The sequence below is a fragment of the Rhodovulum sp. DZ06 genome, from assembly GCF_050586345.1.
In the GTDB taxonomy this organism is placed as follows: domain Bacteria; phylum Pseudomonadota; class Alphaproteobacteria; order Rhodobacterales; family Rhodobacteraceae; genus JBOCEF01.
In genome coordinates, this window is the sequence record NZ_JBOCEF010000003.1 from 35,874 (window position 1) to 61,935 (window position 26,062).

The 26,062-nt window shown below is 70.8% G+C and carries 17 protein-coding genes and 1 riboswitch; of the genes, 5 read left to right on the forward strand and 12 right to left on the reverse strand.

The window, feature by feature from the left end; genetic code table 11:
• Positions 1 to 367: 367 nt before the first annotated feature.
• Genes gcvP through gcvT form a run of 3 tightly spaced genes read right to left on the reverse strand, consistent with a single transcriptional unit; the run spans position 368 to position 4,760 of the window.
• Positions 368 to 3,244, reverse strand: coding sequence for an aminomethyl-transferring glycine dehydrogenase (gene gcvP, locus ACQ5SO_RS02225; RefSeq protein WP_430939938.1), 2,877 nt, complete (start codon positions 3,242 to 3,244; stop codon positions 368 to 370).
• Positions 3,244 to 3,603 (reverse strand): glycine cleavage system protein GcvH, encoded by a 360-nt coding sequence (gene gcvH / locus ACQ5SO_RS02230; protein ID WP_430940051.1) that lies wholly within the window; start codon positions 3,601 to 3,603, stop codon positions 3,244 to 3,246. Before gcvH ends, gcvP begins: the two co-directional genes overlap by 1 nt.
• Before the next feature lie 17 nt (positions 3,604 to 3,620).
• Positions 3,621 to 4,760, reverse strand: a complete 1,140-nt coding sequence (gene gcvT / locus ACQ5SO_RS02235; protein WP_430939939.1) for a glycine cleavage system aminomethyltransferase GcvT — start codon at positions 4,758 to 4,760, stop codon at positions 3,621 to 3,623.
• 158 nt (positions 4,761 to 4,918) lie between these two features.
• A riboswitch (glycine riboswitch) is annotated at positions 4,919 to 5,011 on the reverse strand.
• Positions 5,012 to 5,144: 133 nt separating this feature from the next.
• Between gcvT and ACQ5SO_RS02240 the strand changes: the two genes are divergently transcribed.
• Positions 5,145 to 5,906 carry a response regulator gene (locus tag ACQ5SO_RS02240; protein WP_430939940.1) on the forward strand — a complete coding sequence of 254 codons (762 nt, stop codon included), beginning with the start codon at positions 5,145 to 5,147 and terminating at the stop codon, positions 5,904 to 5,906.
• Positions 5,907 to 5,929: 23 nt separating this feature from the next.
• Here the strand turns inward: ACQ5SO_RS02240 and ACQ5SO_RS02245 are convergent, their stop codons facing one another.
• Together ACQ5SO_RS02245 and ACQ5SO_RS02250 are read right to left on the reverse strand one after the other, a co-directional pair.
• Entirely contained in the window at positions 5,930 to 9,127 is a 3,198-nt protein-coding gene (locus ACQ5SO_RS02245; RefSeq protein WP_430939941.1) for an efflux RND transporter permease subunit, read from the reverse strand.
• The gene (locus ACQ5SO_RS02250; RefSeq protein ID WP_430939942.1) at positions 9,124 to 10,266 is read right to left on the reverse strand and encodes an efflux RND transporter periplasmic adaptor subunit; all 1,143 of its coding nucleotides are present in this window, start codon (positions 10,264 to 10,266) and stop codon (positions 9,124 to 9,126) included. The genes ACQ5SO_RS02245 and ACQ5SO_RS02250 overlap by 4 nt, the downstream gene beginning before the upstream one ends.
• Positions 10,267 to 10,804: 538 nt before the next feature.
• On the opposite strand from ACQ5SO_RS02250, the gene ACQ5SO_RS02255 reads away from it, so the two are divergent.
• From ACQ5SO_RS02255 to ACQ5SO_RS02265, 3 genes are all read left to right on the forward strand, one after another.
• Positions 10,805 to 14,266: an SdrD B-like domain-containing protein gene (locus tag ACQ5SO_RS02255; protein ID WP_430939943.1), complete on the forward strand. Its 3,462-nt coding sequence runs from the start codon at positions 10,805 to 10,807 to the stop codon at positions 14,264 to 14,266.
• Positions 14,267 to 14,640: 374 nt separating this feature from the next.
• Positions 14,641 to 16,419, forward strand: a complete 1,779-nt coding sequence (locus ACQ5SO_RS02260) for an SdrD B-like domain-containing protein (protein ID WP_430939944.1) — start codon at positions 14,641 to 14,643, stop codon at positions 16,417 to 16,419.
• Between the two features lie 256 nt (positions 16,420 to 16,675).
• The gene (locus ACQ5SO_RS02265) at positions 16,676 to 17,401 is read left to right on the forward strand and encodes a VPLPA-CTERM sorting domain-containing protein (RefSeq protein WP_430939945.1); all 726 of its coding nucleotides are present in this window, start codon (positions 16,676 to 16,678) and stop codon (positions 17,399 to 17,401) included.
• Between the two features lie 109 nt (positions 17,402 to 17,510).
• Here ACQ5SO_RS02265 and yihA read toward each other — a convergent pair whose 3' ends face one another.
• The 3 genes from yihA to ACQ5SO_RS02280 all read right to left on the reverse strand — a co-directional run bounded on the left by yihA (position 17,511) and on the right by ACQ5SO_RS02280 (position 20,355).
• Positions 17,511 to 18,167, reverse strand: a complete 657-nt coding sequence (yihA, locus tag ACQ5SO_RS02270; RefSeq protein ID WP_430939946.1) for a ribosome biogenesis GTP-binding protein YihA/YsxC — start codon at positions 18,165 to 18,167, stop codon at positions 17,511 to 17,513.
• A gap of 13 nt (positions 18,168 to 18,180) precedes the next feature.
• Positions 18,181 to 18,933 (reverse strand): MOSC domain-containing protein, encoded by a 753-nt coding sequence (locus ACQ5SO_RS02275; protein ID WP_430939947.1) that lies wholly within the window; start codon positions 18,931 to 18,933, stop codon positions 18,181 to 18,183.
• A 108-nt stretch (positions 18,934 to 19,041) separates the two neighbouring features.
• Positions 19,042 to 20,355 (reverse strand): alpha/beta hydrolase family protein, encoded by a 1,314-nt coding sequence (locus tag ACQ5SO_RS02280; RefSeq protein WP_430939948.1) that lies wholly within the window; start codon positions 20,353 to 20,355, stop codon positions 19,042 to 19,044.
• 367 nt (positions 20,356 to 20,722) lie between these two features.
• Here ACQ5SO_RS02280 and ACQ5SO_RS02285 point away from each other — a divergent pair, with 367 nt between their 5' ends.
• Entirely contained in the window at positions 20,723 to 21,166 is a 444-nt protein-coding gene (locus tag ACQ5SO_RS02285; protein ID WP_430940052.1) for a YbhB/YbcL family Raf kinase inhibitor-like protein, read from the forward strand.
• A gap of 79 nt (positions 21,167 to 21,245) precedes the next feature.
• Here ACQ5SO_RS02285 and yidC read toward each other — a convergent pair whose 3' ends face one another.
• The 4 genes from yidC to ACQ5SO_RS02305 form a co-directional block, all read right to left on the reverse strand.
• Complete coding sequence (gene yidC / locus ACQ5SO_RS02290; protein ID WP_430939949.1) at positions 21,246 to 23,051, reverse strand: membrane protein insertase YidC; 1,806 nt, start codon at positions 23,049 to 23,051, stop codon at positions 21,246 to 21,248.
• 367 nt (positions 23,052 to 23,418) lie between these two features.
• Positions 23,419 to 23,886: a hypothetical protein gene (locus tag ACQ5SO_RS02295; RefSeq protein ID WP_430939950.1), complete on the reverse strand. Its 468-nt coding sequence runs from the start codon at positions 23,884 to 23,886 to the stop codon at positions 23,419 to 23,421.
• Positions 23,887 to 24,045: 159 nt separating this feature from the next.
• Entirely contained in the window at positions 24,046 to 25,410 is a 1,365-nt protein-coding gene (locus tag ACQ5SO_RS02300; RefSeq protein ID WP_430939951.1) for a methyl-accepting chemotaxis protein, read from the reverse strand.
• Positions 25,388 to 26,041 (reverse strand): PAS domain-containing protein, encoded by a 654-nt coding sequence (locus ACQ5SO_RS02305; RefSeq protein ID WP_430939952.1) that lies wholly within the window; start codon positions 26,039 to 26,041, stop codon positions 25,388 to 25,390. The genes ACQ5SO_RS02300 and ACQ5SO_RS02305 overlap by 23 nt, the downstream gene beginning before the upstream one ends.
• Positions 26,042 to 26,062 lie beyond the last annotated feature (21 nt).

Here is a 26,062-nt window from a genome sequence, read left to right on the forward strand (position 1 = left end):
CGGCCCACGGCCCACGGCCCACGGCCCACGGCCCACGGCCCACGGCCCACGGCCCACGGCCCACGGCCCACGGCCCACGGCCCAAGGCCCACGGCCCACGGCCCCGCGATCATCCCGAGGGTCGACCTGCGCGCCCGGCGAGTCCCGCACCGCCTGCGCGACGACTGCCAGGGCGCGCGCGGCCGGTCGACGGGGCCGGAGGCCCCCGAGATCGGCCGCTCCCCCGCAGGACTGTTCCAGGGACGTCCCCGCCGACGCCCTGCGCCGGGGCCCTGCGCCGCCCGGCGCGGCCCCCCGCCGCTGCAGACCTGGAGACCGCCGGGCCGCCGCCAATCCCCCGCCCGAACGCTCGGGCGGGGGACCAGCCTCATTCCGCCGCTTCGGCGTCCGCCTCCGCGTAGGCCTCCATCGGCGGGCAGGTGCACACCAGGTTCCGGTCGCCATAGGCGTTGTCCACCCGGTTCACCGGCGGCCAGTACTTGTCCACCCGGAACGCGCCCGGCGGGTAGCAGGCCTGCTCGCGCGAATAGGGCCGCTCCCACGCCCCCACCAGGTCCTCGACCGTGTGCGGCGCGCGCTTCAGGGCGTTGTTCTCCGGGTCCGCGCGGCCCTCCTCGATGTCCCGGGCCTCTGCGCGGATCGAGAGCATGGCGTCGATGAAGCGGTCGAGCTCGGCCTTCGGCTCCGACTCCGTCGGCTCCACCATCAGCGTCCCCGGCACCGGGAAGCTCATGGTCGGGGCGTGGAAGCCGTTGTCCATCAACCGCTTGGCGACGTCGTCCACCGTGACCCCAGCGCTCTCGGCCAGGGGGCGGGTGTCGAGGATGCACTCATGCGCCACGCAGCCGCCCGGCCCGCGGAACAGCACGTCATAGGCGCCGTCCAGCCGCGCCGCGACGTAGTTGGCCGCCAGGATCGCCACCTTGGTCGCCTGGGTCAGCCCCGCGCCGCCCATCATCAGGCAGTACATCCAGCTGATCGGCAGGATCGACGGGGACCCCCAGGGCGCGGCCGAGACCGGCCCCACGCGCCCGCCGCCCAGCGGATGCCCGGGCAGGAACGGCGCAAGGTGCGCCTTCACCCCGATCGGCCCCATCCCGGGACCGCCGCCGCCATGCGGGATGCAGAAGGTCTTGTGCAGGTTCATGTGGCTGACATCCGCGCCCACGTCCCCCGGCCGCGCCACGCCCACCATGGCGTTGAGGTTGGCGCCGTCCAGGTACACCTGCCCGCCATGGTCGTGGGTGATCTTGCAGACCTCGCGCACCGTCTCCTCGAACACGCCATGGGTCGAGGGATAGGTGATCATGCAGGCCGCCAGCTTCGCGGCGTGCTTTTCCGCCTGCGCGCGCAGGTCCGAGAGGTCCACGTCCCCGTTGGCCGCCGTCTTGACCGGCACCACCTTCATCCCCGCCATCTGCGCCGAGGCGGGGTTGGTGCCATGGGCCGAGACCGGGATCAGGCACACGTCCCGCTGCGCGTCGCCGCGCGCCCGGTGCCAGCCGCGGATCGCCAGCAGCCCCGCATACTCGCCCTGCGCGCCCGAATTGGGCTGCATCGACACCGCGTCATAGCCGGTCACGGCGCAGAGCTTCTCCGACAGGTCCGCCACCACCTCGGCATAGCCCGCGAGCTGCTCCTCGGGCGCATAGGGGTGGACGTTCGCGAATTCGGGCCAGGTCAGCGGGATCATCTCGGCCGTCGCGTTCAGCTTCATGGTGCAGGAGCCGAGCGGGATCATCGCCCGGTCCAGCGCCAGGTCCCGGTCGGCGAGGCGGCGGATATAGCGGGTCATCTCCGCCTCGGCCCGGTTCATGCGGAAGATGGGGTGGGAGAGGTAGCCGCTCTCGCGCGCCATGCCTTCGGGCAGGCGATGCGCCACGCGGGCGGCGGCCATCTGCGCGGCGGCCTCCGGCTCCGCCCCGAAGGCGCGCAGTACGGCGGCGATGGTGTCGTCCGTCGCGGGCTCGTCCATGGCGATGCCGATGGCGTCCTCGCCCACGGGCCGGAGGTTGATCCCCTCGGCGCGGGCCGAGCGCAGGATCACGCCCTGGAGCGCGCCGACCTTCACCGTGATCGTGTCGAAGAACGCCTCCGGCCCCACGTCGAAGCCCATCCGCTCCAGCCCCGCGGCGAGGCGCGCGGCCTTCAGGTGGATGCGCTGGGCGATGGCCTTCAGCCCGTCCGGCCCGTGGAACACCGCGTACATCGACGCGATCACCGCCAGCAGCGCCTGCGCGGTGCAGATGTTGCTGGTCGCCTTCTCGCGCCGGATATGCTGCTCGCGCGTTTGCAGCGACAGCCGGTAGGCGCGGTTGCCGCGCGCATCCACCGACACCCCGACCAGCCGCCCGGGCATGGACCGCTTGAGCTTGTCCGACACCGCCATGAAGGCGGCGTGCGGGCCGCCCGCACCCATCGGCACGCCGAAGCGCTGGGCCGAGCCGATGGCGATGTCGGCGCCCATCTCCCCGGGGCTTTTCAGCAGCAGCATCGCCATCGGGTCGCAGGCGATGGCGGCGACGCCCTTCGCCGCCTGCAACGCGGCGACCTGGGCGGAGAAATCGCGGATCTCGCCATGGGTGCCGGGCAGGGCGAAGAGGGCGCCGAAGGCGGCTTCGGCGTCGAAATCGCCCTCCGGGTCGCCGACGATGACCGGGATGCCCAGCGGCTCCGCCCTTGTGCGGATCACCGCGATCACCTGCGGATGGCACGCCTTGTCGACGAAGAACGCCTCGGCCTTCGACTTCGACCCGCGGCGCGCCAGCGTCATCGCCTCGGCCGCCGCCGTCGCCTCGTCCAGCAGCGACGCGCCCGCCACCGGCAGCCCGGTGAGGTCGGAGACCAGCGTCTGGAAGTTCAGCAGCGCCTCGAGCCGCCCCTGGCTGATTTCCGGCTGATAGGGCGTGTAGGCGGTGTACCAGGCGGGATTTTCCAGCACGTTGCGCCGGATCACCGGCGGCGTGACGGTCCCGTGCCAGCCCATGCCGATGAGCGAGGTCATCGCCGCGTTCTTCTGCGCCACGGCGCGCACCTTCGACAGCGCGTCCTGCTCCGACAGCGCCGGGCCGAAATCGAGCGGCGAGAGCTGCCGGATGCCCTGCGGCACGGCCCGGTCGATCAGCGCATCGAGGCTGTCCGCCCCCACGGCCGCCAGCATCTGCGCCATCTCCTCGGGCGAGGGGCCGATATGGCGGCGATTGGCGAAGTCATAGGGCTCGTAATCGGTGAAATCGTACCCCATCAGCCCACCAACGCCTTGTACGCGGCCTCGTCCATATAGGCGTCGAGGTCGGAGGGATCGGAGATCTTCATGCGGAAGAACCAGGCCTCGCCCATCGGGTCCTCGTTCACGAGGGCCGGGGTCTCGGCCAGCGCCGCGTTGACCTCGGTGATCTCGCCGCCCGCGGGGGCGCAGATGTCCGAGGCGGCCTTGACGGACTCGATGGTCACGATCTCGGCCCCCGTCTCGACCTCGTCGCCCTCCTCGGGCAGGTCGACGAACACCACGTCCCCGAGCTGGGCCGAGGCGTGTTCGGTGATGCCGACGGTGAGGATGTCGCCGTCGAGGCTGAGCCATTCGTGCTCTTCGGTGAATTTCAGCATGATGGGGAGGTCCTTCAGCGTTTGAAGCGGGCGGGAGTGAAGGGAAGCGGGTGGACCGCGCAGGGCAGGCGCTTGCCGCGCACCTCGGCCCAGAGCGGAGTTCCGTCGGCCGCGGCGGCGGCGACATAGCCCATGGCGACCGGGCCGCCGACCGTCGCGCCGAAGCCGCCGGAGGTGACCTGGCCGACGGGCGTTTCGGCGTCTTCCGCGGGATAGAGCGGCGCGGGCGCGCGCACCGGGGCGCGGCCTTCGGGCTTGATGCCGACGCGGCGGCGGGCGGGGCCCTCGGTCAGCGCGGCGAAGATCGCGTCTGCGCCGGGGAAGCCGCCCGCGCGGGCGCCGCCGGGGCGGCGGGATTTCTGGATGGACCACATCAGCCCGGCCTCGACCGGGGTGGTGTCCGGCCCGATGTCCGAGCCGTGCAGGCACAGCCCCGCCTCCAGCCGCAGGCTGTCGCGGGCGGCGAGGCCCGCGGGCGCGGCCTCCCCCTCCTCGATCAGCGCCGCGGCGATGGTTTCGGCGGCGTCCTCGGGCACGGAAATCTCGAACCCGTCCTCGCCGGTATAGCCCGAGCGGGTGGCGATGCAGGCGGCGCCCAGGAGCTCGAATTCCACCCGGTCCATGAAGCGGGTCGCCGACAGGTCGGCCCCGAGGCGCGCCAGAACGGCCTCGGCCCCCGGCCCCTGCAGGGCGAGCAGCGCGCGGGGCAGGGGGATCACCTCCACCGCGTCCTCGATGGCGGCCAGCAGCGCCATGTCGCCGCCCACGTTGGCGGCGTTGACCACCAGCGACAGGCGGTCCCCGGCGTGGCTGACCATCAGGTCGTCGGCGATGCCGCCGGCGTCATTGGTGAAGAGAGCGTAGCGCTGGCGGCCCTCGCCCAGCGACAGGATGTCGGCGGGGACCAGGCGCTCCAGCGCCCGTGCCGCGTCGGCGACGTCGCCGGAGCGCGGGCGCAGGTCCACCTGCCCCATGTGGGAGACGTCGAACAGCGCGGCCCCTTCGCGGCACGCCTTGTGTTCGGCCAGCGTCCCGGCGGGGTAGGAGACGGGCATCGACCAGCCCGCGAAGCCCACCATGCGCGCGCCGAGGCGGCGGTGGAGCGCGTCCAGCGGCGTGGTCTTCAGGTCTTCTGATGGCGTTGCGTCGGCCATGGGCTCCCCCGATATGCGGCCGGGGCGCCCTTGCGGCGCGGGACCCGGCGTTTTCGCAGACGGGGTCCGCCCCGCCGCATCCAACGCCCCCTCTGTCCTTTCGCCTGAGATCGTTATCCCGTCGGCGGACGCGCGCGCGCCTCTCTCCAGAGCTGTCCTCGTCGCGGGTGGTCCCTGGCGCCTGAGAGTTTCCGGGGCGGTTGCTCCTTCGGCGTCGGCCCGCGGGGGCCGAACTCTCCCACCTGCGACGAGGGAAACCGTAGGCAAGGAACGGGGCCGAGTCCAGCCTCATGTCGCGGCGCCGCATTCAAGCGTCGGTTTCGGCGCATGGCTTGTGCGGGGGCCGGTTCGGGCGCAAGCTGCGGCGGTCGCAGGAGGCCCGGCATGACACCGACTTCGCCCAAGGATTTCGCAGCGCAGGCGCAGAATTTCACGCGCTCGCCGCTCAGCGTCATTTCGCTGTTCATCGTGATGATCTACGCGATCGCCGCGCTGGTGATCGGCCTTGGCGGGTCGCTGACCGAGCCGCAGCGCACGGTGCTGGTGTGGTTCCTGGCGCTCTTCCCCGCGGCGGTGTTCGCGGTGTTCAGCTGGCTGGTCGTGCGCCACCACCTGAAGCTCTATGGACCCTCGGATTTCAGCGGCGACGGGGATGTGGAGCGGTGGATCGAGGCGACCGCGGCGCTGTCGCGCGCCGAGGCGGACCGCTCGGGCGCAGGCGGTCCGGCGGCGGCAGAGCGGCTGGCGCGGACCATGAAGTCCGCCGCGCGACGGCCGCTGCGCGGGCGGCGGGTCCTGTGGGTGGACGACCGGCCGCACGGCAACGCCGCCGAGGCGCGGACCTTGCGCGCGCTCGGCATGGAGGTGGAGACGGCACGTTCGACCGAGGCGGCGCTGGCGCAGCTGAAGGAGGTCGGGGCGGATCTTGTGATCTCGGACATGGGGCGGCCCGAAAGTCCGCGGGCCGGGTACGACCTGCTGGCCGCGATGCGAGATTCCGGCGACGAGACGCCCTTCATCATCTACACCTCGGAGGCCTCCGAGGCGCAGCGCCGCGATGCACGCTCGCGCGGCGCGCAGGCCAATACGAACCGCCCGGTGGAGTTGATCGAGGAAGTCCTCGCCGCCTTCCGCGCCCTCGACTGACGCCCTCGATTGGCGCCCGCGGTCTATTCCCCCGCGCGGGGCGGGGTGGCGAACAGGTCGAACTCCTCCGCCGCCGGGTCCGGCCGCGGCGGCGCGCCCGCCCCCTGCGCCTGTTTCCGCGCCAGCCGCTCGCGCGCCTCGACCTCGGCCACCTGGGCCTCGATCTCCTGCGCCGCCGCCGCGCGGCCGCGGGTCAGGCGGGCGAGCTGGTCCCACAGCACCGGCGTCAGGAACAGCGTCAGCACCGAGGCCGCGCCGAAGCCGCCGATCACCACCAGCCCGATCGCCTCGCGCGATTCCGACCCGGCGCCCGAGGACATCACCAGCGGCACCGCCCCGAGCACGGTGGACACCACCGTCATCATCACCGGGCGCAGGCGCTCCACCGACGCTTCCAGCGCCGCCTCGCGCACGGATTTCCCCTCGTCGCGCAGCTGGTTGGCGTATTCGACGATCAGGATCCCGTTCTTCGCCATCAAGCCGACGAGCAATATCATCCCGATCTGCGTGTAGATGTTCGATGACGCCTCGAGATGCCACAGGGTCGCCAGCGCCGCCGTCACCGACAGGGGCACCGAGAGCATGATCGCCACCGGGTCGACGAAGCTCTCGAACTGCGCGGCGAGCACGAGATAGACGATCACCAGCGCCACGAGGAAGGTCCAGGACGCGCCGCCCGAGGTCTCCTGGTACTCGCGCGTCTGGCCGCGATAGGACAGGCGCGCATTGGGCGGCAGAAGCTCGCGCGCCAGCCGCTCCACCGTCTCGATCGCCTCGCCCATCGACATGCCGTCGGCGAGGGACCCGTTGATCCCGACCGAGGGCTGCCGGTCGAAGCGGCGCAGGCCCGGGGACGCCGCGCCCTCCTGCGTGGTGACGATGGCCGAGAGGGGGATCAGCGCGCCCGAGGTGCGCGAGCGCACGTAGATCCCCGACAGGTCCTCGGCCGAGCCGCGGAAATCCGCGCCCGCGCGCACCAGCACGGGGCGTTCGCGCCCGTCGACCATGTAGCCGCGCGCCTCGCGCCCGGCGAAGAAGGTCTGGATGGTCAGCGCCACGTCCCGCGCCGGCACCCCGAGGTCGTCGGCGGCCGCGCGGTCGACCTCGAGCCGCAGCTCGGGCTGCGACAGCTCGAAATCGGTCTCGAGGTTTATGTAGCCGCCCTGCGCCTCGAGCCCCGCGATCAGCGTGTCGGCCCATCCGGCGGCGGTGTGGAAGTCCGGCCCCTGCACCAGCACCCGGAACGGCGAGGAGGAGCCGCGCAGGCCCAGCCCCGCGGGCTGGATCGGGAAGGCGCGCAGCCCGGGGATCGAGGTGATCGGGCCGATCATCGAGGCCACGATCTCCTGGCTCGACCGGTCCCGGTCCTCCCAGCGCGCGAGGCGCACGACCACGAAGCTGCGGTGATAGGCGGCCCCGAGGCCGACGACGGAATAGACGATCTCGGCCTCGCCGCTGTCCAGCAGCGGCTGCAGGCGGCGCTCGACCTCCTGGATCTCGAGGTCGGTGAGCTCGAGCGAGGTGCCCTCCTGCGTGCCGCCGACCACGAAGAACACGCCGCGGTCCTCCTTCGGGGCCAGCTCCTTGGGCACCTGGCCGTCGAGCCAGAAGGCCGAGGCGCCGAGCGCGCCGGCGATGGCGATCACCACCAGCGGGTTGGCCAGCGCCCCGCGCAGGGCCACGCGGTAGACCGCCTCGGCCCGCGCGAAGCCCCAGCCCGCGAGGCGCTCGAGCCAGCCGCCCGCGCCCTTGCGCAGCACCCGGGCCGAGAGGGCGGGGGCGAGCGAGAGGGCGACGAAGGTGGAGACGATGACGGCGATGGACAGCACCGCGCCGAATTCCGTGAACAGCCGCCCGACCTGGCCTTCCAGGAAGCCGATCGGCAGGAACACCGAGATCAGCGTGGCGGTGGTGGCGAGCACGGCGAAGGTGACGGCGCGCGACCCGCGCATGGCGGCGGCGGCCGGGGGCTCGCCGCGCTCCACCCGTTTCTGGCACGCCTCCAGCACCACGATGGAATCGTCGACCACGAGGCCGATGGCCAGGATCAGCGCGAACAGCGTCAGGATGTTGATCGAGAAGCCCATGGCGTAGATCCCCGCCAGCGCGCCGATCAGCGCCACCGGGATCGTCGCCACCGGCACCAGCGTGGCCGAGGGCGAGCCGAGGAACACGAAGATCACCAGCACCACCAGCACCACGGCGATGCCGAGGGTGGTCAGCACCTCCTCGGTCGCCGACTGGATGAAGACCGCGTCGTCCGAGCCGATCATCAGCTCCATCCCCGCGGGCAGGTCGGCGCGGATCAGCTCCAGCTCGGCCCGCACCGCCTCGGAGATGGCGACGATGTTGGACTGCGACTGGCGCTGGATCGAGATGCCGACCGCGGGCCGGCCCCGGGCGCGCACGAAGGAATTCTCGTTCAGGGGGCCGGTGTCGACCATCGCGACGTCGCCCAGGCGCACCGGCGCCCCGTCCACGGTCTTGATCACCAGGTCGCGGAAATCCTGCGGCCCCTGCAGCCGGGTGTCGGCGCGCAGCTGGAAGACGCGGGCGCGGGTGATGATCTCGCCCGCCGGAAGCTCCACGTTGCCTTGCCCGAGCGCGTCGACCACCTCGGTCGCGGTCAGCCCGCGCGCGGCCATGGCGCGGGGGTCGAGCTCCACCCGCAGCGCGGGGGTGCGGCGGCCCGAGACCTCGGCCGCCGAGACGCCGGGCAGCACCGCGATGCGGTCGACGATGTACCGTTCGGCGTAATCCGTCAGTTCCTCGGGCGTCATCCGGTCGGACATCAGCCCCATGCGGATGATCGGGTCGGCGTCGTCGTCGTTCTTGAAGACCTGGGGGTCCTCGGCCTCGTCCGGCAGGCGGCCGAGGATGCGGCCCACGGCGGCGCGCACGTCGGCGGCGGCCTGGTCCACGTCCACCCCGTCGCGGAACCGCACGGTGGTGCTGGCGCGCCCGCGGGTCGAGTTGCTCTCGATCCGGTCGACGCCGGAGACGCCCGAGACGGCGCCCTCGATGGTCTCGGTGATCTGCGCGTCCACCGCCTCGGGCGCGGCGCCGGACCAGGTGGTGCGGATCGAGACGGAGGCGGCGTCGGTGTCGGGCAGCTCGCGCACCGGGATGCGGGTCAGCGACATCAGCCCGGCGGCGACGATCAGAAGGCTCATCACCGCCGCGAGGACGGGGCGGCGGATGGAGATCTCGGAAAGGGTCATGACCGGCTCGCGCCTTCGCCGCCGCGCTGGCCCGCCGCGGCGGTGGGGGCGGCGACGGCGCCGTCGGCGCGCGGGGCGTCGGGGGCGATGACCCGGACCGTCGCGCCGTCGCGGACCTTCTGGATGCCGCGGGTGACGACGCGTTCGCCGGCGGCGAGGCCGTCCGCGGCCTCGACCCGGCCGTTCCAGCGCCGGCCGACGGTGATGGCGCGCCGCTCGATCACGTCGCCCTCGCCGATCACGAAGACATGGGCGCCGCCGCCGGAGACGATCACCGCGTCCTCGGGGACCGCCACGCCGTCGATGGAATCGAACACCAGGGTGACGCGCAGGAACAGGCCCGAGGGCAGGGCGAGGCCGGGATTGCGCGCCTCGGCCCGCACCCGGAAGGCGCGGGTGACTTCATCGACGCGCGGCTCCACGGCGGTCACGCGGCCCTCGAAGAAGCGGCCGGGGAAGATCGTGGTTTCCACGCGCACCGGGTCGCCCACGGCGACGTCGGCGAAGAACCGCTCGGGCACCGAGAAGGCGACCTGCAGGACGCTGAGGTCCTGGAGCGTGGCGATGGCGACGTCGCGGCCGACCAGGGCGCCCTCGGCCAGGTCGGTCAGGCCGATCACCCCGTCGAAGGGCGCGCGCACGACGCGCTCGTCGAGGTCGACCCGCGCGCGCTCCAGCCGCGCCTCGGCGCGCAGCAGGTCGGCGCGGGCGGCCTCGAAGGCCTGGCCGGTGACGCGGCCCTGCTCGGCCAGCGCGCTGGCGCGGTCGAAGGCGGCGCGGGCTTCTTCCAGCTCGGCCTCCGCCTCGGCCAGGGCGGCGGCCTGGGGCGCGCTGTCGAGGCGCACCAGCGCGTCGCCCTTCTTCACGGTCGCGCCGGGGGTGAAGGCGATGTCCTGCACCCGGCCGGGGGCGGCGGCGCGCAGCTCGACCGAGCGGCGGGCGCGCCCGGTGCCGACGGCCGAGACGGAGCGTTCGATTCGGGTCGATTCGGCCGTCGCCGCCTCGACCGCGGCAGGGGGGCGCGCCCGGCGGGTTTCGGCGGCGTCCTCCCCGGCGCCGGGACCGTAACGGTCGAGCGCCCAGGCGGCGGCGCCCGTCAGGAGGGCGAGGATCAGCAGCTGTCGAAGCAGGGAGAGCATGTCGGGGCGTCCTCGGGGCAGGGCGGGCGCGGTCTCGTCCCGTGGCCTGCAAGTTAGCGCAACTCCGTGGAATGCAAAGCCTTCTGATGGGGGCGACGGGGGCGGGTGAATGGCGTTTAATGTGAACGAAACCTGACGCCATAATTCAGTTGCGTGCTTTCGCGACCGTTCATCTATTGGGATACTAATCGGGGCGCCAATAGCTGAATCCGCGCCGATTTCGCCATATTTTACCCCGCTGTGGCGATGTTAACCCTACGTACTCGCGCAAAGGTTGTGGGAGCGGGTGCCCAAATACATCACTAACGGCCTGCCTTTTCCGTTCACATATCACGGTGAATAGGGTATTAAGTGACGTGAGGGGCAGGTGACCGTGAGCCTGCCTTGAGCTCCGTGTGAGTCAGCGACGGGTGCGTATTGAACCCGCGGCTTTGAAAAGCCGACGTCGTCCTGCCTGTGTTCGGGCGGGGCGCGAACCGTATCGCCATCGTCAGTGGGGGGCGGCGTTCGGCAAAGCGAACGCAAGAAGGGCAACAGGATGACCTATTACTACTCCGGGTACGACAAGTCGGGCTATGACTGCTACGGCTACGACCGTGACGGCCGCGACCGCGACGGCTACGACCGCGGCGGTTACGACTGCGACGGCCGCGACCGCGATGGCTACTGCACCGAGGGCTACAAGGACGGGTACGATCGCGACGGTTACGACCGCGACGGCTACGACCGCTCGGGCTGCGACCGCGACGGCTACGACCGCGGCGGCTACGACAAGGACGGCTACGACCGCGGCGGCTATGACTGCGACGGGTACGACAAGGCCGGCTACGACAAGGGCGGCTACGACCGCGGCGGCTACGACAAGTATGGCTATGACTGCGACGGTTACGATCGCGGCGGCTATGACAAGGACGGCTACGACCGCGGCGGCTACGACAAGGACGGCTACGACTGCGACGGCTACGACCGCGGCGGCCGTGACAAGGACGGCTACGACAAGAACGGCTACGACGATTGCGGCTGCCCGCGCGACGGCGGCGTGAACGTGATGTACGAGACGTTCGCCAACTGCGATCTCGACGCGAACGCCAACGTCGTCTCGGACGACAACTGGTACGGCTCGAACGGCCTCGCCATGGCCAATGGCTGCTCCGAGGGCGCGCTGACCTTCAAGTCCTTCGACGGCTCGAACCTCGACAGCGCCACCATCACCCTGACCATGGCCACCTCGGACATCTGCAAGTTCGAAGGCGCCGGCTACGGCTCGGCCCAGGACTTCTTCTACGTCCAGGTCTGGGACGGCGCCGAGTGGGTCACCCTCGACACCTTCACCCGCGTCGGCAACTCCATGGTCGGCGACCAGACCGGGCAGTACTTCAACTCCTACGGCTGGAACTCGATCTCCTACACCGTGACCGACCCGGCCGACGACGCGCAGTTCCGCGTGATCTCGGACACCTCGGCCTCGGACGAGGTGATCGGCATCGCCGATTTCTCCATCACCGGCGTCGAGTCCTGCGAGCCCGAGCCCGTGATCTGCGAGCCCGAGTACGTCTCGCTGCTGACCGAGACCTTCGACGGGCTGTGCGACCCGGCCGAGTCGGCCAACGTGCTGTGGGATGACGGCTGGGCGTCCTACTACGACGCCGCCTATGCCAACGGCTGCTCCGACGGCTCCATCGCCTTCGGTCATTTCGATGCGTCCGAGTATGACAGCGTCCAGATCTCGTTCGACGCCGGCTCCTCCGACATCTGCAACTGGGAAGGCGCGGGCCAGGCCAATGCCGACTACGTGAAGGTCGAGCTGCTGGTCGACGGCGCCTGGGTCACCCTCGACACCTTCAGCCGCGTCGGCAACGACCTGGTCGGCGACCAGTCGGGCCAGAAGCTGGTCAACGGCTACTGGGGCGAGATCAACTACACCTACGATCACACCTCGGCCTGGATGAAGCTGAAGGTCACCGCGTCCATGACCGCGGGCGACGAGTCGATCTGGCTCGACAACGTCGAGATCACCGGCGTCAAGGAAGCCAACTGCGAGCCCGAGCTCGGCTCCATCGGCGACACCATCTGGCTGGACGCCGACTATGACGGCATCCAGGACGCGGACGAGGCCGGCGTGGCCGGCATCACCGTCGAGCTGATCAAGGACGGCGTCGCGACCGGCATCACCCAGGTGACCGACGCGAACGGCAACTACCTGTTCACCGACCTCGAGGCCGGCGACTACGCGATCCAGGTCTCGAACCTGCCGACCGACTACGTGTTCACGCTGCAGAACCTGGGCGGCGAGGCCGAGGACTCGGATGTCAACGCCGCTGGCCTCTCGGACACCTTCACCCTGGCCGAGGGCGAGAACCGCACCGACCTCGATGCGGGCCTGTTCGACCTGTCCTCGGTGGTCGAGCTCGGCTCCATCGGCGACCGCGTCTGGTACGACGACAACGGCAACGGCCTGCAGGATGCGGGCGAGGCGGGCGTCGACGGCGCCACCGTGGCCCTGCTGCTGGACGGCGTGGCGACCGGCGCGACGGCGACCACCGACTCGAACGGCAACTACGTGTTCACCGACCTCGAGGCCGGGAACTACTCGGTGCAGGTCACCTCGGCCCTGGCGGCCAACGAAGCCTTCACCACCCGCAACGCGGGCGACGACCTGGCCGACAGCGATGTCGACGGCTCGGGCCTGTCGGACAGCTACGCGCTGGCCGAGGGCGAGGACTACATGGGCCTCGACGCGGGCATCGTGCGCCTCGGCTCCATCGGCGACACCATCTGGTACGACACCGACGGCGACGGCGTGCAGGACGCCGGCGAAGCGGGCGTCGAGGGCGTGACCGTCGAGCTGCTCAAGGACGGCGTCGCCACCGGCCGCACCGTCACCACCGGCGCCAACGGGACCTACCTGTTCGACGGCCTGGTGGCGGGCGACTACGCCGTGCAGGTCTCGGACATCCCCGAGGGCTACGAGGTCACCGCCCAGAACGCGGGCGGCGATGAAGGGGCCGACAGCGACATCGACGCGTCCGGCCTGTCCGACACCTACGCCCTGGGCGTGGGCGAGGATTACTTCGACCTCGACGGCGGCATCGTGGCCTCGACCCCGACCGTGGCCGACGACAACGCCTCGTTCTGCTGGACCGAGGCCCCGGCCCTGGACGTCCTGTCGAACGACGACGCGGGCCTGACCATAACCGCGATCGACGGCGTGGCCGTGTCCGCGGGCGACACCGTGACCACCGCGGCCGGCGCCTCGCTGACCATCAATGCCGACGGCACCGTGTCCTATGACGGCGTCGACGTGTGGGCCTCGCTCGAGTTCAACACGATGGGCATGGACAGCTTCACCTACACCGCGACCACCGCCCAGGGCGGCTCGGCCACGGCGACGGTGGACCTGATGATCTGCGCCGACAACATCAAGACCCTCGAGGACATCAACGAGATCAAGCCGGATCTCGTGGAGTTCACGGTGACCGACGTGACCGCCACCGGCGGCCTGTTCGAGGTCGACGTGACCGCGCCGGGCTACGAGCGTTTCGAGCGCGTCGACAGCACCGACGTGTACTGCGTCGATGTCGAGGGCGACGTCCTGAGCGGCGTCACCCTGACCTCGGAGCTGTTCCTGGCGGACGAGAACGACGCCTCGCTGGAGCAGTACGTCGCGCAGTACTACAACCTGGACCTGGTCACCTACGTCCTCAACCAGGACTACCTGGGCCAGGGCTACTCCACCGACTCGATCCAGACCGCGATCTGGAACCTGACCGACGGCTACCTGGACGGCATCCTGTCGTTCATCGACGCCGACGCGCAGGCGATCGTGGACGAGGCGACCCTGCTCGGCGAAGGCTTCGAGGCGGGCGAGGGCGACCTGGTCGGCCTGATCCTGGCCCCGATCCAGCAGGTCGACCCGGCCACCGGCGAGGACACGACCAACTACCAGAACTTCATCTACGGGGTGGAGTACGAGAGCTTCACGGAGTGCCTCTGCGTCTGACCGGGGCGGAGATCCGAAAGCAACCGGGGCCCGGCGCATCGCGCCGGGCCCTTCGCGTTTCGGCGGCGGCGGGGCGGCTCAACCCCGCGTCGATGCGGGCGCGCGCGAATCATTTCGGGCGGGTGCGTTCATCTTGCCCGCAGCCGCATCCCCCGGATGGGGGAGGCGGCCGCAGGAGCCGTTAATGAGTTTCGCTTTTTTTACAAAAGCTTCCCTCGCCCGGGCGCCGTGACTGTCGCATGACTTCAAGATGTACGTGACATGAATACGGCATAGGGGTACTGTCTTCGAGCGTAAGGCGTGGAAACAGGGTACGGGGCCCTGTCTCCGCCGACATTCAGCGTATTTCAGCGTATAATCGTGGGGAATTTCCAATGACTGACTCGACCACTTTCGTGGGCGAGCGCACCTCGGTGACGTTTGTCATCGAGGGAGCGATCGACACCCAGATCACCCTGACCGAACTGGCTGACGGCAGCCTGAAGGTCGACATCGTGCAGCTCGGGCCGGACCTGGTCGGCGACCTGCGCGGCTTCTTCTTCGACATCGGCGACGAAGACCTGCTGTCCGGCATGACCATCACCGGCGCCGACGTCTCCGACACCGCCCTCAAGGCCGACAAGATCAAGCGCGTCACCTCCGACACCAACCTGAACGGCGAGGTGGTCAAGACCTACGGCGCCTTCGACGGCGGGGTGGAGTTCGGCACCCAGGGCATCGGCAAGGACGACGTCCGCGACACCAGCTTTATCATCTCGTCCACCTCGGGCGACGTGACGATCGAAGACTTCGCCAACATGGATTTCGGCCTGCGCTACATGTCCGTGGGCGAAGAGGGCGGCGCGCGCGAGGGCTCGCTGAAGATCGGCGGGTCTTCGGGCGACTTCACCGACCAGCTCGGCTCGCTCGGCGACCGCGTCTGGCTGGACGAGGACCGCAACGGCGCCCAGGACGCGGGCGAGGTCGGCGTCGCCGGCATCACCGTCGAGCTGATCAAGAACGGCGTCGCCACCGGCATCACCGTGGTGACGGACGCGGACGGCTTCTACCTGTTCGACGGGCTCGAGGCCGGGGATTACGCGATCCAGATCTCCGACATCCCGGTCACCTACGTGACCACGATCCAGAACCTGGCCGGCGAGGCCGCGGATTCGGACGTGAACGCGGCGGGCCTGTCCGACACCTTCACCCTCGGCGTGGGCGAGCACCTGCGCGACGTCGATGCGGGCCTCTACGACCTCAGCTCGGTCGTGGTCGACCCGAACGTCACCGATGACAGCGCCTCGTTCTGCTGGACCGTGGCGCCGACCCTCGACGTGCTGGCGAATGACGACGCGGGCCTGACCATCACCGAGATCAACGGCGTGGCGGTTTCGGCCGGCGACACCGTGACCACCGGGGCGGGCGCGTCGCTGACCATCAACGCCGACGGCACCGTCACCTATGACGGCGTCGACGTGTGGGCTTCGCTCGAGTTCAACACGATGGGCATGGACAGCTTCACCTACACCGCCGAGACCGCCGAGGGCGGGTCCGCCACGGCGACGGTGAGCCTGATGATCTGCGCCGACAACATCAAGACGCTCGAGGACATCAACGAGATCAAGCCGGACCTCGTGGAGTTCACGGTCACCGACGTGTCGTCCGAGGGCGGCCTGTTCGAGGTCGACGTGGTGGCCCCGGGCTTCTCGCGGTTCGAGCGCACGGACAGCACCGACGTCTACTGCGTGGACATCAACGGCGAGGTCCTGAGCGGCGTCGCCCTGACCTCGGAGCTGTTCCTGGCGGACGAGACCGACGTGTCGCTGGGCCAGTATGTCGAGAATTACTTCAACCTCGACCTGGTGACCTACATCCTCAACCAGGACTTCCTCGGGCAGGGCTACTCCAACGACTCGATCCAGACCGCGATCTGGAACCTGACCGACGGGTACCTGGACGGCGTCCTGTCCTTCATCGACGCCGACGCCCAGGAGATCGTGGACGAGGCCATCGCGCTCGGCGAGGGCTACGAGGCGGGCGAGGGCGACCTGGTCGGCCTGATCCTGGCCCCGATCCAGACCATCGACCCGGCGACCGGCGAGGAAACCAACTACCAGAACTTCATCTACGGGGTGGAGTACGAGAGCTTCACGGAGTGTCTCTGCGTCTGAGCGGGACCTTCGAAGAGACGCGGAAGGGCCCGGCGGAGCGCCGGGCCCTTTCAGCTTTCGGTCATGTTGCGGCGCGCCGCGGTTGCGCGCGCGATCAGGGTTAAACCATTGGCTGCGCTCCGCCAACGTGCTTGATTTTTCCCTAAAAAGACGCGAACATTTGTGCGTGTGCGATATGAAGATTCTTGGCGCAGCGTCCTCCACGTGTCCTGGCGGAAGACAGCGCGCCCGACTGATTTAGATGGGGTACCGGAACATGAAATCGCTCTCCTGGCTCGCCGCTTCGGCCGCGCTCTCCGCCGCGATCCTGATCGGCGGCGCCGACGGCGCCTCCGCCGTTCCGATCGGCGAAGGTACGGGCGCCGGGGCGTGCTCGTTCGGTCCGACGCCGGGTTATGAACACGGCATCTCCAACTCCATCGACTGCGCCGGCGTCTGGGTGGACGACGCGGGTCAGAGCGACCCGATGATCGTGGTCGGCGACGACACCGGCAACGAGGCGCTGGTCAACGGCAATGGCGGCTTCGCCGGCTTCAGGGACTGGGACCTGGTTGCCGAACTGGCGCCCGAGTCCGGCAACCGCCTGCCCGACGGCCCGAACACGCTGACCTGGTCGGCCTACGGCGCGGTCGACGCGACCTTCGAGGTCGACGTGCTCGCCGCCAGCGCCAGCGACATCGGCGTCTACGACGTCTCCTCGATCGGCGACGCGACCGAGGCGGCCATCGTGCTGCTCGCCTCGAACACCGCGGGCACCGCGCAGTCCTGGGCGATCTACCAGCTCAACACCTCGCTGCTGACCGGCAACGTGTCGACCATCCTGGCGTCGGAGCTGTCCTCCTCGGTCAAGATGCACATCCACAGCGTCCAGCTCTACCTGCGCGTCACCGAGGTCCCGGTTCCGGCCGCGGCCCCGATGCTGCTGACCGCGCTGGGCGGCCTGGCCTTCCTGCGCCGCCGCCGCGCCGCGACCAGGGCCTGACGGTCCGGCCCCTCGGGGCCGCGCCGCGCAAGCGAAAACCGCCCGCGCCGGGATCCCGGCGCGGGCGGTTTGCATTTCGGGGCCGGGGAAGGGGCGCCGCCCCCGCCGCTCAGCTCTCCAGCAGGCTCGCCGCCGCGGCGCGCAGAAGCTCAAGCCCGTCGCCCCGGGCCGAGGAGGTCACCAGGATCTCCGGGTAGGCCGTCACGTGCTTGCCCAGCTCGGTCTGCACCTGGCCCAGCACCTTGTCGAGCGCGCCGCCCTTCACCTTGTCCGCCTTGGTCAGCACGCACTGGAAGCTGACGGCCGCGCGGTCGAGAAGCTCCATGATCTCGTGGTCCACCGGCTTGATCCCGTGGCGCGCATCGACCAGCACGAAGACCCGGCGCAGGTTCTGGCGGCCCGAGAGGTAGGTCTTCAGCAGGGTCTGCCACTTGCGCACCACGTCCACCGGCGCCTCGGCGAAGCCGTAGCCGGGGACGTCCACCAGCCAGGCCTTGCCGGCGAGGTCGAAGAAGTTGATCTCCTGCGTCCGGCCCGGGGTGTTGGAGGTCCGCGCCAGCGCCTTGCGCCCGGTCACCGCGTTGATGATCGAGGACTTGCCCACGTTCGAGCGCCCGGCGAAGCAGAACTCCGGCCGGTCCCCCGGCGGCAGCCCGTCCATCGCCACCACGCCCTTCAGGAAGTCGACCTCGCCCGCGAACAGCTTGCGGCCGCGCTCCTCGAGCTCGGGGTCCACGGGGGCGTTCACCTGGAACTGCATCTTCATCGCTTCGCCCTTCTCAGAGGATTTCCACCGCGTCGCCGGCGCGGATCTGGCCCGCCTCCAGCACCGTGGCCTTCATGCCGAAATCGATCGCGCCGGTGGCTTTTTCGAGCCCCCGCAGCACGTCCGCGTCGCGCCGCCCCGTGGCGGGGTTGGCGAGGGTGGCCGAGCACCGCTCCACCGGCCCGTGCAGCGCCAGCACCGCGCCGCCGATGCTCAGGCGGGCGCCCGCGAGCGCCATCTCCCGCCACGCGGGCAGGCCGCCGATCCACAGGTTGCCGCGGAACCGGCCCCGGTCCATCGCCAGCCCCATCGCGGCGCCGAGCGCGGCCAGCGACGCGTCCGACATCACCGTCACCATGCCCTTGTCGCGGCTGTCGGTGATCCCGCGATCCGCGCGGTGGAGCGCGGCGGGGCGGGGCGCCCCCGCGGGGACCAGCGGGTCCATCCACGCCAGGAACGCCGCCTCGCCCTCCGCCGTGTCGAGATCGACCGACAGGGGCGCGAGGTCCGGGTGCTGGAAGGTGATGGCGCCGCCCGGTGCGCCGCGGCTGGTCACCGCCATCAGGGACGGGATCGCGGCGCCGCGCAGGAAGGTGGTGCAGCGGGCCCAGCCCTCCCTGTCCGCCTCGAGCCGCGAGTGGTCGTGCAGCACGGCGAAGCGGCGGTCGCCCGGCAGCGTCTCGCCCGCCGCCAGCGTCGCCGAGGGCAGGCTCTCGCCGCCCACGGCCTTCACCGGGTGGCGGAAAATGGCGTTGAGGATGGTCATGGAAGCGGGCTCCGGGGCGCGGGTGGCGTCTCGGCCCTTCCATAGCCCGGATCGGCCCGGGATGCGAGGCGGCGGCGCCCGCCGCCTCGCCGTCGCGTCAGGCCCGCGTCACTCGCGGTCGGTCAGGAACAGCAGGCCGTTGGCCGTGTCCTTGGCGAAGCCGGTCCAGTAGGTGTGCCCCTCCTTCGGGGTCCCGTCCTTCTCCTTCGCCCAGGTCGCGGCGCCGCCGTCCTCGACCAGGTCGAGATAGGCGGCCTTGTCGGCGTCGCCCTTCAGGTGCAGGTCCATGAAGGCGGTCGCGAAGTGCTGGGCGATGTCGTTCATGCGCACAGTGTCCCAGACCGCGTCGGCGTAATGGGCGAAGGGCGCCCAGCCGAGCTTCTCGGACATCGCCCAGCTCTCCTCCGGGGCGGGCATCGGGGCGGCGGCGTTGTGGCCGGCGTTCTCGAACACCACCATGCCGCGATACGGCGCGTTCACGGCGCCGTCGTAGATCGCCTTGATGCCGGTCTCGTAGATCGAGGTGGCGTCGGCGGAGCCGGCCATGAACAGGATCGGCTTGCGGATCCCCGCCAGCCCCTCCGCGTCCCAGAAGCGCCCGGTCTGGCCGTAATGGCCAAGCTCCATCCCCCAGGGGCCGATGGCGATCACGGCCTTCAGGCGCTCATCGATCAGCGCCTCGTGCTCTTCCGCGCCGGTCATGTGGCGCGAGAGGATCCCCTCGGGGGCGCCGAACACCAGGTCCACGCCCGCCTGGGTGATCCCGGCGCCCGAGGAGATGACGGCCCCGTAGCCGCCCATGGAATAGCCGATCAGCCCGGCATTGGACGCATCCACCAGCCCCTCGAGCGGCCCGCCCGCCCCGGCCATCTTCGCCACGGCGTCGAGCACGAACATCTGGTCGAGCGGGCGGTTGTAGAGGGTGGAGCCGAAGGCGGCCTGGTCGGAATAGGTGCTGTCGGTATGGTCGATGGACACGGCGACATAGCCGCGGGACGCGAGCTGTTCGCCGAGATGCCCCATCAGGAAGCGGTTGCCCGGGTAGCCGTGCGAGATGATGACCAGCGGGTAGGGCGCGCCCGACATGTCCGGCGGCGCGTCGCGCTGCGCCTTGCCCACGATCATCGCCGTGGTCTCGCCGTCGCGCAGCGTGACCTCGTAGGGCGTCGGGGCCATCTTCGCCGCGGTGGGGTGCCAGACCTCCAGCGCCAGCGTGCGGTCATAGGTGGGGCGGGCGCCGTCCTTGACGTTCAGCACGTCGAGGCGGCCCGGGTCGGTGACGCTCAGCGTGCGCTGGGCCACGGCGTGGGGGCCGTAGGCGGCCAGCTCGGGCGCGTCGGGGCGGGTCAGGTCGATGCGGTTCTCGGCCAGGGCCGGGGCGGCGATAAGGGCCGCGGCCGCGAGGGCGGCGATGCGAAGCATGGGTGTTACCTCCTGTCGGGGCCGCGGGGGATGACGCTTTTGCGAAACAGCGTTCTGCGCGGCCGGTCTCCATCAGGACCGATGCGTGGGGGCGCGGTCAACCGCGGCGTGCCCCGCGGCGTGGAAAAGATTTCCCGTTGAAACCGTGACGTTAGGGAAGGCTTCGCCCCAGAATCACCTTAAATCTCGTGTATTAACCGAGTCGTCAGGACGTACACCGACGCCCTGCTCAAGTATTCAAAATTCGAGGACTCATCTCAGGTTCAGATCTGCATTTCTGGTCGTCGGGCTCGCCGCCGCGGCGGCGGCGCCCGCCGCGGCGTTCGACCTCTCCAGCCCCGACATCGCGCCGGGCGCGACCGTGGCGATGGAGCAGGTGTTCGACGGCTCCGGCTGCACCGGCGCCAATGTCTCGCCCGCCCTGGCCTGGACCGATCCGCCCGAGGGCACGCAGAGCTTCGCGCTGATGGTGCATGACCCCGACGCGCCGACCGGCGGGGCGGGGTTCTGGCACTGGATCGTGCTCGACATTCCGGCCGGGGTGTCGGAGCTGCCGAAGGGCGCCGGGGCCGCGGGGGGGGGCGACGGCCTGCCCGGCGGCGCGCGGATGCTGGTCAACGACTACGCCGCCGCCTGGGGCGGCCCGTGCCCGCCCGAGGGGGACGCGGCGCACCGCTATGACTTCACCCTCTACGCGCTGCCCTCCGAAAAGCTGGACGTGCCCGAGGGGGCGTCGAAGGCGGTCCACGGCTTCATGATCAACGCCACCGCCCTCGGCAAGGCCACCTTCCAGGGCAAGTTCGGCCGCTGATCCGCGCAGGCGGCGCCCGGAAAGCGAAGCGCCCCGGCCGTTTCCGGCCGGGGCGCTTTTTTCATGCGGGGCAGGGCGGTCAGCCCTTGGCGTCGGCCTTGGGCTTTCGCTTGAAGCTCTTCTTCACGTTGCCGAAGAAGTCCACCTCCACCCCCTGGGAGCGCATGATCAGGTACTGCTGCAGGAAGGTGATGGTGTTGTTCGCGACCCAGTAGATCACGAGGCCCGAGGCGAACTGGCCGAGCATGAACATGAACACCCAGGGCATCCACGCCATGATCGTCGCCTGCGTGGCGTCGGTCGGGGCCGGGTTCAGCTTCTGCTGCGCCCACATCGAGATGCCGAGCAGGATCGGGAACACGCCGAGCGAGAAGATCGCGAGGAAGCTCGACGGGTCCGGCGCATCGAAGGGCAGCAGGCCGAACAGGTTGAGGATCGAGGACGGGTCCGGGGCCGAGAGGTCCTGGATCCAGCCGAAGAACGGCGCGTGCCGCATCTCGATCGTGACGAACAGCACCTTGTAGAGCGAGAAGAAGATCGGGATCTGCGGCAGGATCGGCAGGCAGCCCGCCGCCGGGTTGGCTTTCTCTTTCTTGTAGAGGGCCATCATCTCCTGCTGCAGTTTCACCTTGTCGTCGCCGCAGCGCTCCTTGATCTTCTCCATCTCCGGCTGGAGCTTCTTCATCTTCGACATGGAGACGTAGGACTTGTAGGCGAGCGGGAAGAGCGCGGCCTTGATCAGGAAGGTCAGGACGATGATCGACACGCCCATGTTGCCGATCAGGCCGTTGAGCCAGACGAGCACGTGGGCGATGGGCTTGGTCAGGAAGAAGAACCAGCCCCAGTCGATCGAGTCGTCGAAGCCCGGCGCGATGCTGTCGGCATAGGCGTCGACCGTCGGCAGTTCCTTCGCGCCGGCGAAGAGATGGGTCGAGGAGGTCGCCGAGGCGCCGGCCGCGACCTGCACCGGGGGCATGCGCATCTCGGTGCGGTATTCGTGGGACTGGCCGAGCTGGGCGTATTTGAACACGCCGTCGAAGCGCTGGCCCGGATCGGGCACGAGGGTCGCCATCCAGTACTTGTCGGTGAAGCCGAGCCAGCCGGATTCGTTGGCGGCGACCGCCTGCTGGCGCTCGCCCGGGCCGCCGACGCCGTCGAAGTCCTGCATGTCGTCGTAGTCGAATTCGTGCAGGGTGCCGTCGAACTTGCCCACCGCGCCTTCGTGCAGGATGTAGAAGTTCACCGTGTCCGGGTCGCCGCGGCGGGCGACATAGCCGTAGGGCGCGAGGGTGATCGCCGCCTCGGCGTTGTTCTGCACGGTCTGGCGGATGGTGAACATGTAGTTCTCATCGACCGAGACCTGGCGCTGGAACACCTGGCCTTCGCCGTTGTCCCATTCCAGCGTCACGGGCGCGTCGACGCCGAGGGTCCCGCCGGAGGCCAGCGACCACTCGGTGTTCGGGCCGGGGGTCTTGACCGGGGTCTCGGCGGTCGGAAGCCAGCCGTAGACGGCGTAGAACGGGTGCTGGGCGCCGATGGGCGAGAGCAGCGTGACCGTGTCCGCGTCCTCGTCGAGCGAGGTCTTGTAGTCCAGCAGGTGCAGATCATCGATCCGCCCGCCCTTGAGGGCGATGGAGCCGGAGAGGCGGGGGGTGCTGATCTCGACGCGCGAGGAGCGGGCCAGGGCGTCGGCGCGGGTGACCGGCGCGGCGGCGTCCGCGGCCTGCATCTGCGGCGCGGCGCCGGTGGACGGGGCGGCGCCCTGTTCGACGGCGGCCTGCTGCTGGGGCGCGGGCGGCTCCTGGGGCGGGAACAGGAAGAACCAGACCACGACCACCAGGAGGCTGAGGCCGGCGGCGAAGATCAGGTTTTTTTGCTCATCCATCGGAAGCTCCGGACAGGGTTCGGGACGCTGGCGTTGAACAGGGGCGGGGGGGCGAGGTCAAGGGGATTCCGTGGGCCTCTACGCCGCGGGGCCTGCCATGGGGCCCGCCGCGGGGATCACGCCGGGGGGCGCCTTGCAGTCGGCGCGGGCGCCGCGGCGGCGCAAGGGCGCGCCGGGGACGCGGCGCGCATGGCGCGGCGGACGGGCGGGGGGCGGCGCGGGCGCGCGGCGGCCCCTGGCCGGGCGGCGCGCGGGGCGGCGGGGCCCGGCCGTGGCGGGGTCTGTGCCGCCGGTCAGGCCTCGGGCGGACCCCAGCCTGCGCGGGGTGGTCGGCTGGGCTCAGTCGGCTGGGGTCAGTCGGCTTGGGTCAGTCGACGGCGCGCCAGGCGCGCAGGGCGGCGAGGACGCCCATTTCCCGCGCGATCAGGTACTCGCCGCTGCGCGAGACCGGGCGGCCGGGGGCCGAGGCGGCGGCCCAGGCGCCGTTGGCGGCCGCCACCGGGAAGGCGCGCGGCCCCGGGTCGGGGCGGCCGTAGAGGCGGGTGGTGTTCATCTCCCGCACCGTGAGGCGCAGCCGCGTCAGCCCGTCCAGCAGCGCGTCGGCGGCGGGCTCGCCCGCGCGTGCCAGCGCCTCGGGGCAGGCCTCGGCCGCGGCGACGAGATGCGCGGGGGCGAGGTGGCGGAACCGGGCGCGGTTGGCGAAATGCTTGCAGGTCTGCGCGTGGCCGTTGGAGTCGAGCTCCGCCGTCATGTCCCGCGGCCGCTCCTGGGCCGGTAGGGGCCCCGCCGTCGAAACGAGGGCGAGCGCGAGCGCGGCGGCGAGAATGCGGGCCATGGCGGGTCCTTTCAGCGGCGGGGAAATACGGCGGTCGGCAAGTCCTGTGGTCTGACGTTGCGGGCGTCGGCCCGCATTCGTGAATTCATGATGACAGATATATGACGGCGGGCAAGCGCTTCGCCGCTGCAGCGCGGCATCGCTGGCGCGGCGGCCGGTTCAGGCCGCCTTGGCGGCGGCGAGGTAGGTCTCGAGCTCCATCCGCAGGTCGGCCGCCTGTTCGTTGAGCTGGTGGGCCGCGGCCAGCACCTCGCGCGCGGCCTGCTCCGTCGCGGTGATGGCGCCCGAGACGTCGCGCACGTGCCCGGCGACATCGCGCGAGCTGCGGGCGGCGTCGTCCATGTTGGCGGCGACGCCGCGGATCTCCTCCCGCTGGCCGTTCACCGCCTGGGTCGTGGCCTTGGCCGTCTCGGCCAGCGCGTCGATGGTGGCCGAGACCGAGGTCATCGCCGAGGCCGCGGACTGCACCCCGGTCTGCACCGCCTTGATCTGGTCCGCCGCCTCGCGCGTCGCGTCGGCGGACTGGGTGGCGAGGGCCTGCACCTCGGCCGCGACCACCGCGAAGCCCTTGCCCGCGTCGCCGGCGCGCGCCGCCTCGACGCTGGCGTTGACGGCGAGCAGCTTGGTGTAGTCCGACACGCCCTTGATCATCTGCACCACCTCGTCGATGCGGGTGGCGGCGGCGGAGAGGGATTCGACCGCCTGCGCGGCGGCGCGGGTCTCGGCCACCGCCTTGTCGGCCATCCCCGCGCTGCGGTCGGCGCGTCCCGAGACGGCGGCCATCGCCCCGTCCATCTCCTGCGCCGAGACGGCCACGGATTCGACGTTGCCGCGCGCGGCCTCGGCCGAGCCGTCGATGGCGCGGGCGCCGTTCTGCGCCCGCTCGACCGTGTTCGACACCCCCCGCGCGGTGTCCTCGAGCCGCGCGGCCGAGGAGGTCACCGCCTCGGACACCGCCACGACGCGGGCCTCGAACTGCGCCGTCAGCTCGGTGAAATGGGCGACGCGGTCGCTCATCTGGATGGTGGCGTCGTTGACCTGTGCGGCGACGCGGGCGAAATCGCCCTTGAAGCCGTGCGGCAGCAGGCGGCGGTGATGCTCGGCCCGCGCCACCGCGGTCAGGGTGCCGCCGACCTCGCGCACGAAGGCGTCGGCGATGTCGAGCGTGCGGTTGAGGTTCAGCGCCATCTCCCGCGCGTGGGCGTCCCGGGGCAGGGGGGCCAGCCGCGCCTCGAGATCGCCCTTCGCGGCGGCGTCGAGCACCGCGGCGATGCGGTCGATCTCCCGGTCCATGACGCGGCGGCCCTCCCGGCGCTCGGCCCGCTCGGCCTGCTCGGCCGGGGTTTCGGCGGCGCGGGCGCGGGGGGCGAGGGCGGCGAGGGCGCAGATCAGCGCGCCGATGGCGGGCGCGATCCAGGGCGCGGCCTGGCCCATGGCCCCGGCGGCGGCGAGCGCGGCGAGGGCGAGGGCCCCGAGCGCCGCCCCGACGCGGGGGGCGGCGTCAGAGAGAGAAGACGAGCTCATCGTAGCTCAGCCCCTTTTCTTTCAGGAAATCGCCCAGCGCGGCGGCCCCGCGGGCCATGCCGTCGGCCTTGCCGCCCGCCGCGTCCTCGACCGCCTTGAGCTGCCTGTAGAGCCCGGCGGCGACCTCCACCGCGTTGTCGCGCGGCGCGCGGCGCGAAGAATGGTAGCCGACGATCTTCCCGTCCGGCCCCCAGCTGGGGGTCACGTGCGCGAGCACCCAGTAATGGTCGCCGGAGCTGGCGAGGTTGAGGACGTAGGCGAAGATCTCCTCCCCCGCCGAGACTCGGTCCCAGAGGAGCTTGAAGACGCAGCGCGGCATGTCGGGATGGCGGACGATGGAATGGGGGGCGCCGAGGGCGGTCTCCTCCTCCATCTGGGCGACGCGCAGGAACACGTCGTTGGCGTAGGTGATGATCCCCTTGGGATCGGTCTTGGAGACGATGATCTCGGAGCGTTCGAACGGGCGGGCGCGGCCGGTAGGGGTGACGGTGCGCAGGAACTGGCGCAGCGGTTTCGCCCGCGCCGGCGCCGTGTCGGGCGCTTCGCCAGGCGGCGCGCCGTCCATGCCCGGCGCCGGGGGACGCGCCCGCGCGCCGCTCGTGTCGATCGACTGCACCGCGCTGGCCGCCATGGGTCCGTCCCTTCCGTTCCG